The sequence below is a fragment of the Mycobacterium sp. SMC-2 genome, from assembly GCF_025263485.1.
Lineage (GTDB): Bacteria > Actinomycetota > Actinomycetes > Mycobacteriales > Mycobacteriaceae > Mycobacterium.
Genome location: NZ_CP079863.1, coordinates 2166062 through 2178121, shown reverse-complemented (window position 1 = coordinate 2178121; position 12060 = coordinate 2166062). Strand labels below are relative to the sequence as shown.

Below are 12060 nucleotides of genomic sequence, written 5' to 3'. Positions count from 1 at the left end.
CATGCCCGCTGCGAATACGGAAATCGTTGCCGACGCGGCCGACCGCCTGTTCACGGCGATCGAGAAGGGCGACTTCGCGGCGGTGGACCGGATGTGGAGCGACGACATCGCGGTCTGGCGGGTCGGCGCGCGCCGCGAGGACGGCAAGGCCCGCGCCCTGCGGGTGATCGACTGGTTCATCACCGCGACCACCGAGCGCCACTACGAAGTCCTGGACCGGCAATTCTTCGAGGGCGGCTTCGTCCAGCAGCACGTCCTGCACGCCATCGGCCATGCCGGCCAATCGATCTCGATGCGGGTCTGCATCGTGATCAGGGTGGGCGGCGACGGCCGGCTCGACCGGATCGACGAGTACTTCGATCCCGCAGAGATCGCGCCGTTGCTGGCCTAGGCGTTACATTCGCCACGACAGCTGGGGGTGACGATGACGACTCTGGAAACACTTCTGAATGATCCCGACGTGGCCGGCGTGTGGAACCTGGTCCCGGACCGCTCGACGATCACTTTCAAGATCCCGAACATGTGGGGCCTGCTGAACGTCAAGGGACGCTTCACCGAGTTCAGCGGCGACGGCCAGCTGACGGGGAAGGGGGCGGTTTACGGCCGCCTCGACATCCGCGCCGCCTCCCTGGACACCGGCATCGGCCGCCGCGACAAGCACCTGCGCTCGGCCGACTTCTTCGACGTCGAGCGCTTCGGTGAGATCGGCGTCGTCGTCACCGCGGTGCAGCCGACCGAAGGCAAGTCCGCAGACCTCCGGGCCGCCTTCACGATCAAGGGCATCACCGCGCCGGTGCCCGTGTCCGCCACGATCACCGAGCTCGACGACGGCTCGATCCGGATCGCCGGATCGGCCAAGGTCGATCGCACCCAGTTCGACCTAGGCTGGAACCGGTTCGGCATGATCGGCCCGACGGCGACGGCGGCGGCGGAAACCGTCTTCGTCCGGGCTGCCCAGTGAAGCCGGTCCGGCACCAGTAGCATCTGCACCGTGTCCGATTCCAGCCCCGAATCCAGCGTCGCCCTGCGGATCCTGGTCTACAGCGATAACGCCAAAACCCGCGAACGGGTGATACGGGCGCTGGGCAAGCATCTGCATCCGGATCTGCCCGAGCTGACCTATCTCGAGGTGGCGACCGCCCCGATGGTGGTGCGGCACATGGACGAGGGCGGCATCGACTTGGCCATTCTGGACGGCGAAGCCACGCCCACCGGCGGCATGGGAATCGCCAAACAACTCAAAGACGAACTCGCGACGTGCCCGCCGATCGTGGTGCTCACCGGTCGGCCGGACGACGCCTGGCTGGCGAACTGGTCGCGGGCCGAATCCGCCGTGCCGCACCCCCTCGATCCCATCGTGCTGGGCCGCACGGTCCTCGGACTGCTCCGCACCCCCACCCGCTAGCACTCTCACCTGCGGTTATCCCGCGGTCATCGCCGCACCGGCGGAGGAGAGCCCCGCGTCGGCGCGCCCCCGGCCGCGCGCGACGCAAAGCCGCCCGGTTGCGGCGACACAAAAACGGGACGAATACCCCCACCCCGACAAAACGCACCCGTCTTCGCGACGCTATGTTGAAGGTCACTGGGACGGCCCGCAGCCCGGATCCGTCACAGCAGCCCGCCCCCGCCCGGCCGCCGCACCGGCGACCCGTACGAGGAGATCTTGGAGCGACTTGAACGTCTACATACCCATCCTGGTGCTCGGAGGGATAGCCGCGGCCTTCGCCGTGGGATCGGTCGTGATCGCGAGCCTCGCCGGCCCGTCGCGCTACAACAAGTCGAAGATGGCCGCATACGAATGCGGCATCGAGCCGACCGAAACGTCGGTGAGTGGCCCGCATGCGACGCCCGGGCAGCGGTTCCCGGTGAAGTACTACCTGACCGCAATGCTCTTCATCGTCTTCGACATCGAAATCGTGTTCTTGTATCCCTGGGCGGTCAGTTACGACGCGCTGGGAACGTTCGCGTTGGTCGAGATGGTGGTGTTCATGCTCACGGTCTTCGTGGCGTACGCCTATGTGTGGCGCCGCGGCGGCCTGACGTGGGATTGAGGTAGACGTGGGTCTCGAGGAACAGCTGCCCGGTGGGATTCTGCTGTCAACGGTCGAGAAGGTGGCCGGGTACGTCCGCAAGAACTCGTTGTGGCCGGCGACGTTCGGGTTGGCCTGCTGTGCCATCGAGATGATGGCAACCGCGGGGCCAAGATTCGACCTCGCGCGGTTCGGCATGGAGCGGTTCTCGGCGACGCCGCGGCAGGCCGATCTGATGATCGTGGCGGGGCGGGTGAGCCAGAAGATGGCGCCGGTGCTGCGCCAGATCTACGACCAGATGGCCGAGCCGAAGTGGGTGCTGGCCATGGGCGTGTGCGCGTCGTCCGGCGGGATGTTCAACAACTACGCGATCGTGCAGGGCGTGGACCATGTGGTCCCGGTGGACATCTACCTGCCCGGCTGCCCGCCGCGCCCGGAGATGCTGCTGTACGCAATCCTCAAGCTGCACGAGAAGATTCAGCAGATGCCGCTGGGCGTCAACCGGGCAGAGGCCATCGCCGAGGCCGAACAGGCGGCGCTGACTGCCAAGCCGACGATCGAGATGCGCGGACTGTTGCGATGAGCTCACCACGCCAAGACCCGCGGGAAGCGATAACCAGCGGCGACGAGGAAGTCATTGACGTTCGGCACGGCATGTTCGGTGTGTACGACACCGGTGACACGTCGGGATACGGCCGGCTCGTGCGCGAGGTCACGCTCCCGGGCAGCACCCCGCGACCCTACGGCGGATACTTCGACGACGTGGTGGACCGGCTGGCCGAGGCGCTAAAGCGCCACGGTGTCGAATTCAACGACGCGATAGAGAAAGTCGTGGTGTACCGCGACGAGCTGACCGTGGACGTTCGCCGGGAGTTGCTGCCGCAGGTCGCGCAGCGTTTGCGTGACGAACCGGAACTGCGCTTCGAGATGTGCCTGGGCGTCAGCGGGGTGCACTACCCGCACGAGACGGGCCGCGAACTGCACGCCGTCTACCCGCTGCAGTCGATCACGCACAATCGCCGTATCCGCCTGGAAGTGGCTGTGCCGGACAGCGATCCGCACATTCCGTCGCTGTTTTCGGTCTATCCGACCACCGACTGGCACGAGCGCGAAACCTACGACTTCTTCGGCATCATCTTCGACGGGCATCCATCGCTGACCCGCATCGAGATGCCCGACGACTGGCATGGGCATCCGCAGCGCAAGGACTATCCCCTCGGCGGCATCCCCGTCGAATACAAAGGGGCGCAGATACCCCCGCCCGACGAGCGGAGAGCCTACAACTGATGAGCACAATCACTGACTCGACCAACGGTGGAGGCGGCGCCGAAAGCCCAGAGACCGTCTTGGTCGCCGGCGGTCAGGACTGGGACCAGATCGTCGAAGCCGCGCGCAAGGCGGACCCCGGCGAACGGATCGTCGTCAACATGGGACCCCAGCACCCGTCCACCCACGGGGTGCTGCGGCTGATCCTCGAGATCGAGGGCGAAACGGTCACCGAGGCGCGCTGCGGGATCGGTTATCTGCACACCGGGATCGAGAAGAATCTCGAATACCGCTTCTGGACCCAGGGCGTCACCTTTGTGACCCGAATGGATTACCTGTCACCGTTTTTCAACGAGGCCGCGTACTGCCTGGGTGTGGAGAAGCTGCTCGGCATCACCGATCAGATACCGGAGCGGGTCAACGTCATCCGGGTGATGGTGATGGAGCTCAACCGGATCTCGTCGCATCTGGTCGCGCTGGCCACCGGTGGCATGGAACTCGGCGCCATGACGCCGATGTTCGTGGGTTTCCGTGGGCGCGAGATCGTGCTGAATTTGTTCGAGATGATCTCCGGGTTGCGGATGAACCACGCCTACATCCGGCCGGGGGGCGTGGCGCAGGACCTGCCGCCCAACGCAAAAGACGACATCGCCGAAGCCCTCAAGCCGCTGCGCCAGGTGCTGCGCGAAATGGGTGATCTGCTCAACGAGAACCCCATCTGGAAGGCCCGCACCCAGGACGTCGGCTACCTGGATCTGACCGGGTGCATGGCGCTGGGCATCACCGGGCCGATCCTGCGCGCCACCGGGTTGCCGCACGACCTGCGAAAGAGCGAACCGTACTGCGGATATGAAAACTACGAATTCGACGTCATGACCGCCGACACGTGTGATGCTTACGGCCGCTACATGATTCGGGTCAACGAGATGTGGGAGTCGGTCAAGATCGTCGAGCAGTGTCTGGACAAGTTGCAGCCGGGCCCGACCATGATCTCCGACCGCAAGATCGCCTGGCCGGCCGATTTGAAGGTGGGCCCGGACGGCATGGGTAACTCAGAAGAGCACATCGCCAAGATCATGGGCAGCTCGATGGAGGGATTGATCCACCACTTCAAGCTGGTCACCGAGGGCATCAGGGTGCCGCCGGGCCAGGTCTACACCGCGGTGGAATCGCCGCGCGGGGAGCTGGGCGTGCACATGGTGAGCGACGGCGGGACCCGCCCCTACCGGGTGCACTTCCGGGACCCCTCGTTCACCAACCTGCAGTCGGTCGCCGCGATGTGCGAGGGCGGCATGGTGGCCGACCTGATCACCGCGGTCGCCAGCATCGACCCGGTCATGGGCGGGGTGGACCGGTGACCGGCCCACAGGGACAGCCGGTCTTCCTCCGGCTCGGGCCACCGCCCGAGGAACCCAACGCGTTCGTCGTCGAGGGTGCGCCGCAGTCGTATTCACCGGAGGTGCGGGCACGGCTCGAGCTCGACGCCAAGGAGATCATCGGCCGCTACCCCAACAAGCGCTCGGCGCTGCTGCCGTTGCTGCACCTGGTGCAGGCCGAGGACTCCTACCTGACCCCGGCGGGTCTGGAGTTCTGCGGTGAGCAGCTCGGACTGACCGGCGCCGAGGTGGCGGCCGTGGCGACGTTCTACACGATGTACCGCCGCGGGCCGACCGGCGACTATCTGGTGGGTGTGTGCACCAACACGCTGTGCGCCATCATGGGCGGTGACGCGATATTCGACTCCCTGACAGAGCATTTGGGCATCGGCAACGACGAGACCACCGCCGACGGCTCGGTCACCCTGCAACACATCGAGTGCAACGCCGCCTGCGACTACGCGCCGGTGGTGATGGTCAACTGGGAGTTCTACGACAACCAGACGCCCGAATCCGCACGCGAACTCGTCGACTCGTTGCGCTCCGGTGAGCCCCGGCCGCCCACCCGCGGCGCTCCGCTGTGCGCCTTCCGCGAGACGTCGCGCATCCTGGCCGGCCTCCCCGACGAGCGCCCCGACCAAGGACAGGGCGGCGCGGGCGAGGCCACCCTGGCCGGTCTGAAAGTGGCGAAGGAACACGGCATGCAGGCACCGACTCCCCCGGAGAGCCAGTCATGACCAGCGCTCAGGCCACGCCGCTCACCCCGGTCCTCAGCCGCTTTTGGGACGACCCCGAGTCCTGGACTCTCGAGACCTACCGGCGTCACGACGGCTACCAGGCGATGAAGAAGGCGCTGAGCATGGCGCCCGACGACGTGATCGCGACCGTCAAGGACTCCGGGCTGCGCGGGCGCGGCGGCGCCGGCTTCTCGACCGGGACGAAGTGGTCGTTCATCCCGCAGGGCGACACCGGCGCGGCCGCCAAGCCGCATTACCTGGTGGTCAACGCCGACGAGTCGGAACCCGGTACGTGTAAAGACATGCCGCTGATGCTGGCGGCACCGCATCTCCTCGTCGAGGGTGTCATCATCGCCGCGTACGCGATCCGCGCCCACCACGCGTTCATCTACGTGCGCGGGGAAGTCCTGCCCGTGCTGCGCCGCCTGCAGAACGCGGTGGCCGAGGCCTACGCCGCCGGCTACCTGGGCCGCGACATCAACGGCTCGGGCTTCGATCTGGAGTTGGTGGTGCACGCGGGCGCGGGCGCCTACATCTGCGGTGAGGAAACCGCGCTGCTGGATTCGCTGGAGGGCCGCCGCGGCCAGCCGCGGCTACGGCCACCGTTCCCCGCGGTGTCCGGCCTTTACGGCTGCCCCACCGTCATCAACAACGTCGAATCGATTGCCAGCGTGCCGCCGATCATTCTGAACGGTGTCGAGTGGTTTCGGTCGATGGGCAGCGAGAAATCGCCTGGCTTCACGCTGTATTCGCTGTCCGGACACGTCACCCGCCCGGGCCAGTACGAGGCCCCCCTGGGTATCACGTTGCGCGAGTTGCTCCAATACGCCGGCGGCGTACGGGCCGGGCATCGGCTCAAGTTCTGGACACCGGGCGGGTCGTCGACACCGATCCTCACCGAGGAGCACCTCGACGTGCCGCTGGACTACGAGGGCGTGGGCGGGGCCGGGTCGATGCTGGGGACCAAGGCGCTGCAGATTTTCGACGAGACGACGTGCGTGGTGCGCGCGGCCCGGCGCTGGTCGGAGTTCTACAAGCACGAGTCGTGCGGCAAATGCACGCCGTGCCGGGAGGGCACCTACTGGCTGGTCCCGATCTACGACAGGCTGGAAAACGGCCAGGGCACCCAGGAGGATCTGGACACGCTCCTCGACATCGCCGACGTTCTGTTCGGAAAGTCGTTCTGCGCGTTGGGCGATGGCGCGGCGATGCCGGTGCAGTCGTCGATTCGATACTTCCGCGACGAGTACGTCGCCCACGTCGAGGGCGGCGGTTGCCCGTTCGACCCCCGAAAGTCCATGCTCGCTTCGAACGGAGAGCGGCACTGATGACCCAGACGGCCGACACCCACAAGAACGTCGCGGACGCGGAGATGGTGACGTTGACCATCGACGACAACGAGATCACTGTTCCCAAAGGGACTTTGGTGATTCGTGCCGCCGAATTGATGGGGATCCAGATCCCGCGGTTCTGCGAACACCCGTTGCTGGACCCGGTGGGCGCGTGCCGGCAGTGCATCGTGGAGATCGAGGGCCAGCGCAAGCCGATGACCTCGTGCACGGTGGCGGCCACCGACGGGATGGTGGTACGCACCCAACTGAGCTCGGAGGTCGCCGACAAGGCGCAGCACCTGGTGATGGAGCTGCTCTTGATCAACCATCCGCTGGACTGCCCGATGTGCGACAAGGGCGGCGAATGCCCGCTGCAGAACCAGGCGATGTCCAACGGCCGACCCGAGAGCCGCTTCCACGACAGCAAACGGCGCTTCGCCAAGCCGATCAACATCTCCTCGCAGGTGCTGCTGGACCGCGAGCGGTGCATTTCGTGCGTGCGCTGCACCCGGTTCTCCGACCAGATCGCCGGGGACAAGTTCATCGACGTGCTGGAGCGCGGCGCGCAGCAGCAGATCGGCATCTACGCCAACGAGCCGTTCAACTCGTACTTTTCGGGCAACACGGTGCAGATCTGCCCGGTGGGCGCGCTTACGGGGACCGCGTACCGTTTCCGGGCCCGCCCGTTCGACCTGGTCTCCAGCCCGAGCATTTGCGAGCACTGCGCGTCGGGGTGCGCCCAGCGCACCGACCACCGCCGCGGCAAGGTGCTGCGCCGCCTGGCCGGGGACGACCCCGAGGTCAACGAGGAGTGGAACTGCGACAAGGGCCGGTGGGCGTTCACCTACGCGACCCAGCCGGACGTGATCACCACTCCCCTGATCCGCGATGCGGACGGGGCGCTGGTGCCCGCGTCGTGGTCGCACGCGATGGCGACGGCGATCCGGGGTCTCGAGGCGGCCCGCGGGCGCACGGGTGTGCTCGTCGGCGGCCGGGCCACCTTGGAAGACGCCTACGCCTACTCCAAGTTCGCCCGAATCGTCTTGGACAGCAACGACATCGACTTCCGCGCCCGTCCGAGCTCGGCCGAAGAGGCCGACTTCCTGGCGGCACGCATCGCCGGCCGCCGTGACGTCAGCTATTCCGATCTGGAATCCGCGCCGGTGGTGCTGCTGGTCGGGTTCGAGCCGGAAGACGAGTCGCCCATCGTGTTCCTGCGGCTGCGCAAGGCCGCCCGCAAGCGCGGGCTGCCGGTGCACGCGGTCGCGCCGTTCGCGACCCGGGCGCTGACCAAGATGTCGGGGCGGCTCGTCAAGACCGTCCCGGGCAGCGAAGCGGCGGCGCTGGACGGGCTGGGCACCGGCGAGGTGGGCGACCTGCTCTCCTCCCCCGGCGCGGTCATCATGGTCGGGGAGCGGCTGGCCACGGTGCCCGGCGGATTGTCCGCCGCCGCCCGGCTCGCCGACACCACCGGCGCCCGGCTGGCCTGGGTGCCGCGCCGGGCCGGCGAGCGCGGCGCGCTGGAGGCCGGCGCGCTGCCCAGCCTGCTGCCAGGCGGCCGCCCACTCGACGACGAGACCGCCCGCGCGCAGATCGCCGCGGCGTGGAACGTTGACCAATTGCCTTCTGCCGCTGGGCGTGACGCCGACGGCATTTTGGCCGCCGCCGCCGACGGCACCCTGGGCGCGTTGCTTGTCGGGGGTGTGGAACCCGACGACTTCGCCGACCCCGAAGCGGTGCTGGCGGCACTGGACGCCGCGGGGTTCGTGGTCAGCCTGGAGCTGCGGCGCAGCGCCGTCACCGAACGCGCCGACGTGGTGTTTCCGGTGGCGTCGACGGCCCAGAAGGCAGGCGCGTTCGTCAACTGGGAGGGCCGCTACCGCCCGTTCGAACCCGCACTGCATGGCACCACGCAGCAAGCCAGTGAATCCGACCACCGGGTGCTCGACGCCCTGGCCGAGGAGATGGGCGTCTATCTGGGGCTCTCGACCGCCGAAGCGGCCCGCGCGGAACTGTCGGCGCTGGGAATGTGGGAAGGTGGCTGGGCCGCCGGGCCCGCCGTCGCGACGCCGCAACCGGACCAGGCCGGCAACCGGCCTGAAAAAGGCCAAGCGGTGCTGACCGGCTGGCGGCTGCTGCTCGACAACGGCCGGATGCAGGACGGGGAACCGCATTTGGCCGGGACCGCGCGCGAACCCGCGGTGCGCCTGTCAGCCGACACGGCCGCCGAAATCGGCGCCGCCGAGGGCGACGCGGTCACGGTCAGCACGGCGCGCGGATCGATCAGCCTGCCGCTGATCATCACCGACATGCCCGACCGGGTGGTGTGGCTTCCGCTGAACTCGCCCGGTTCGGCGGTGCACCGGAAATTGGGCGTAACCATCGGCAGCACAGTGAAAATCGGAGTGGGCTCATGATGACGACCTCCTTGGCTGCCTTCGGACACGACACCTGGTGGCTGGTGCTGGGCAAGGCGCTGGCCATCTTCGTGTTCCTCATGCTCAACGTGCTGGTCGCGATCCTGCTCGAACGCAAGATCCTCGGCTGGATGCAACGGCGGCCCGGACCGAACCGCGCGGGACCGTGGGGCGCCCTGCAGAGCCTGGCCGACGGAATCAAGTTGGCGCTCAAGGAAACCATCACCCCGGGCGGCGTGGACAAGTTCGTCTACTTCGCGGCGCCGGTCATTTCCACGATCCCCGCGTTCACCGCCTTCGCGTTCATCCCGTTCGGCCCGGTGGTGTCGGTGTTCGGCCACCGCACACCGCTGCAGCTGACCGATCTGCCGGTCGCGGTGCTGTTCATCCTGGGCCTGTCGGCGATCGGGGTGTACGGCATCGTGCTCGGCGGCTGGGCGTCCGGGTCCACCTACCCGCTGCTGGGCGGCGTGCGCTCCACCGCCCAGGTCATCTCCTACGAGGTGGCGATGGGGCTGTCGTTCGCGGCGGTGTTCCTCTACGCCGGCTCCATGTCGACCTCGCAGATCGTCGCCGCGCAGGACCGGGTCTGGTACGTCTTTTTGCTGCTGCCGTCGTTCGTGATCTACCTGATCTCGATGGTCGGTGAAACCAACCGGGCGCCATTCGATTTGCCCGAGGCCGAGGGGGAGCTGGTCGCCGGATTCCACACCGAGTACTCGTCGCTGAAGTTCGCGATGTTCATGCTGGCCGAGTACGTCAACATGATGACCGTTTCGTCGCTGGCCACCGCGTTGTTCTTCGGAGGTTGGCATGCGCCCTGGCCGATCAACATGTGGGCGGGCGCCAACACCGGGTGGTGGCCGGTGCTGTGGTTCACCGCCAAGATGTGGACCTTCCTGTTCATCTACTTCTGGCTGCGGGCCTCACTGCCGCGGCTGCGCTACGACCAGTTCATGGGGCTGGGCTGGAAGCTGCTGATCCCGGCCTCGCTGGTCTGGGTGTTGATCGCGGCAGTGATCCGCACGCTGCAGAACCAGGGGTATGCGCATTGGACCCCGCTGCTGGTGGCCTGCAGCGTCGTGTTCGCCACGGCGTTGGTGCTGCTGTTGCGAAAGCCGTTCGCCACGCCCGGCATTCGCGCGCTGGAGCGACAGCTGCGCCGCCAGGCCAAGCAACTACCGGCCGGACAGATCTCCGCACCGGTATTCCCGACACCGCCGCTGCCGATGAAGTCCCTGGCGGCTGCGAGCAAGGAGAAAGCACGTGGCTAAGTTCCTGGACGCCGTAGCCGGATTCGGCGTGACGTTCGCATCGATGTTCAAACGGCGCGTGACCGAGGAGTATCCGGAGAAGCCGGGCCCCATTGCACCGCGCTATCACGGGCGTCACCAGCTCAACCGGTACCCGGACGGCCTGGAGAAGTGCATCGGGTGCGAGCTGTGCGCGTGGGCATGTCCCGCCGATGCGATCTACGTCGAGGGCGCGGACAACACCGAGGAGCTCAGGTATTCGCCCGGGGAACGCTACGGCCGGGTCTATCAGATCAACTACCTGCGTTGCATCGGCTGCGGTCTGTGCATCGAGGCCTGCCCGACCCGCGCGCTGACGATGACGAACAACTACGAGATGGCCGACGACAACCGCGCCGACCTGATCTACGAAAAGGACCGGCTGCTGGCCCCCCTGCTCCCCGACATGACCGCGCCGCCGCACCCCCGGGCACCCGGCGCCACCGACAAGGACTACTACCTGGGCAACGTCACGGCGAACGGCCTGCGCGAGTCCGAGACGGCCGGCGGCTCCCGATGACCGCGTTCACGGGCCAGCTCCTGGCGGCCGACACGATCGCCCGCACCTCCACCGGTGAGGCGGTGGCGTTCTGGGTGCTGGGCGCGCTGGCGCTGATCGGCGCGATCGGGGTGGTGCTGTCGGTCAACGCCGTATACTCCGCGATGTTCCTGGCGATGACGATGATCGTCCTGGCGGTGTTCTACATGGTCCAGGACGCGCTGTTTCTCGGTGTCGTCCAAGTCGTGGTCTACACCGGCGCGGTCATGATGCTGTTTTTGTTCGTGCTGATGCTGATCGGCGTGGATTCCGCCGAATCCCTCAAGGAGACGCTGCACGGGCAGCGCATCGCCGCGGTGCTGGCGGGTATCGGGTTCGGCGTTCTGCTGATCGCCGCGATCGGCACCGCCGCGACCGGAGGCTTCGCGGGCCTGACCGCCGCCAACGCCAACGGCAACGTGGAAGGCCTTGCCGCGCTGATCTTCTCCCGTTATCTGTGGGCATTCGAACTCACCAGCGCGCTGCTGATCACCGCGGCCATCGGGGCGATGGTGCTGGCCCACCGCGAGCGCTTCGAGCGCCGCAAGACGCAGCGGGAACTCTCGCAGGAGAGATTCCAGCCCGGCGGGCACCCGACCCCGATGCCCAACCCCGGCGTCTACGCGCGCCACAACGCCGTCGACGTGGCCGCGCTGCTGCCGGACGGGTCGTACTCGGAACTGTCGGTGTCGCCGATCCTGCGTAGCCGCGGCGCCGACGGCAAGGAAACCCCCTCCCGTCAGGCCATCAAAGGCGGCGCTTCGTGAATCCGGCCAACTACCTGTATCTTTCGGCCCTGCTGTTCACCATTGGGGCCTCGGGTGTGCTGTTGCGACGCAACGCCATCGTGATGTTCATGTGCGTCGAGCTGATGCTGAACGCGGTCAACCTGGCGTTCGTCACGTTCGCGCGGATGCACGGCCACCTGGACGGGCAGATGATCGCGTTCTTCACGATGGTGGTGGCCGCGTGCGAGGTCGTCGTCGGACTGGCCATCATCATGACCATTTTCCGTGCCCGCAAATCGGCGTCGGTGGACGACGCGAACCTACTCAAAGGCTGACAACGCCAAC

General features: G+C 67.1%; 14 protein-coding genes. All 14 read left to right on the top strand.

Annotated features, from left to right (window positions below; all coding sequences use genetic code 11):
- The first annotated feature begins 1 nt into the window (after position 1).
- Complete coding sequence (locus KXD96_RS10355; protein WP_260744480.1) at positions 2–391, top strand: nuclear transport factor 2 family protein; 390 nt, start codon at positions 2–4, stop codon at positions 389–391.
- A gap of 33 nt (positions 392–424) precedes the next feature.
- Complete coding sequence (locus KXD96_RS10350) at positions 425–961, top strand: YceI family protein (RefSeq protein ID WP_260744479.1); 537 nt, start codon at positions 425–427, stop codon at positions 959–961.
- A gap of 30 nt (positions 962–991) precedes the next feature.
- Complete coding sequence (locus KXD96_RS10345) at positions 992–1405, top strand: hypothetical protein (protein ID WP_260744478.1); 414 nt, start codon at positions 992–994, stop codon at positions 1403–1405.
- A gap of 268 nt (positions 1406–1673) precedes the next feature.
- Positions 1674–2051 (top strand): NADH-quinone oxidoreductase subunit A, encoded by a 378-nt coding sequence (locus KXD96_RS10340; protein ID WP_260744477.1) that lies wholly within the window; start codon positions 1674–1676, stop codon positions 2049–2051.
- Positions 2052–2058: 7 nt separating this feature from the next.
- A complete protein-coding gene (locus KXD96_RS10335; RefSeq protein WP_260744476.1) occupies positions 2059–2613 on the top strand; it encodes an NADH-quinone oxidoreductase subunit B family protein in 555 nt (184 codons plus the stop codon).
- Positions 2610–3317, top strand: coding sequence for an NADH-quinone oxidoreductase subunit C (locus tag KXD96_RS10330; RefSeq protein ID WP_260744475.1), 708 nt, complete (start codon positions 2610–2612; stop codon positions 3315–3317). Before KXD96_RS10335 ends, KXD96_RS10330 begins: the two co-directional genes overlap by 4 nt.
- Positions 3317–4654: an NADH dehydrogenase (quinone) subunit D gene (gene nuoD / locus KXD96_RS10325; RefSeq protein ID WP_260744474.1), complete on the top strand. Its 1338-nt coding sequence runs from the start codon at positions 3317–3319 to the stop codon at positions 4652–4654. Before KXD96_RS10330 ends, nuoD begins: the two co-directional genes overlap by 1 nt.
- Positions 4651–5409, top strand: coding sequence for an NADH-quinone oxidoreductase subunit NuoE (nuoE, locus tag KXD96_RS10320; protein ID WP_260744473.1), 759 nt, complete (start codon positions 4651–4653; stop codon positions 5407–5409). Before nuoD ends, nuoE begins: the two co-directional genes overlap by 4 nt.
- Complete coding sequence (gene nuoF, locus KXD96_RS10315) at positions 5406–6737, top strand: NADH-quinone oxidoreductase subunit NuoF (RefSeq protein WP_260744472.1); 1332 nt, start codon at positions 5406–5408, stop codon at positions 6735–6737. Before nuoE ends, nuoF begins: the two co-directional genes overlap by 4 nt.
- A complete protein-coding gene (locus KXD96_RS10310; RefSeq protein ID WP_260744471.1) occupies positions 6737–9157 on the top strand; it encodes an NADH-quinone oxidoreductase subunit G in 2421 nt (806 codons plus the stop codon). Before nuoF ends, KXD96_RS10310 begins: the two co-directional genes overlap by 1 nt.
- Before the next feature lie 11 nt (positions 9158–9168).
- Positions 9169–10431, top strand: coding sequence for an NADH-quinone oxidoreductase subunit NuoH (gene nuoH / locus KXD96_RS10305; protein WP_260745306.1), 1263 nt, complete (start codon positions 9169–9171; stop codon positions 10429–10431).
- A gap of 43 nt (positions 10432–10474) precedes the next feature.
- Positions 10475–10969 (top strand): NADH-quinone oxidoreductase subunit NuoI, encoded by a 495-nt coding sequence (gene nuoI, locus KXD96_RS10300; protein ID WP_260745305.1) that lies wholly within the window; start codon positions 10475–10477, stop codon positions 10967–10969.
- Positions 10966–11754: an NADH-quinone oxidoreductase subunit J gene (locus tag KXD96_RS10295; RefSeq protein WP_260744470.1), complete on the top strand. Its 789-nt coding sequence runs from the start codon at positions 10966–10968 to the stop codon at positions 11752–11754. Before nuoI ends, KXD96_RS10295 begins: the two co-directional genes overlap by 4 nt.
- On the top strand, positions 11751–12050 hold the full coding sequence (nuoK, locus tag KXD96_RS10290; protein WP_007168303.1) for an NADH-quinone oxidoreductase subunit NuoK: 300 nt from the start codon (positions 11751–11753) through the stop codon (positions 12048–12050). Before KXD96_RS10295 ends, nuoK begins: the two co-directional genes overlap by 4 nt.
- Positions 12051–12060: the final 10 nt, after the last annotated feature.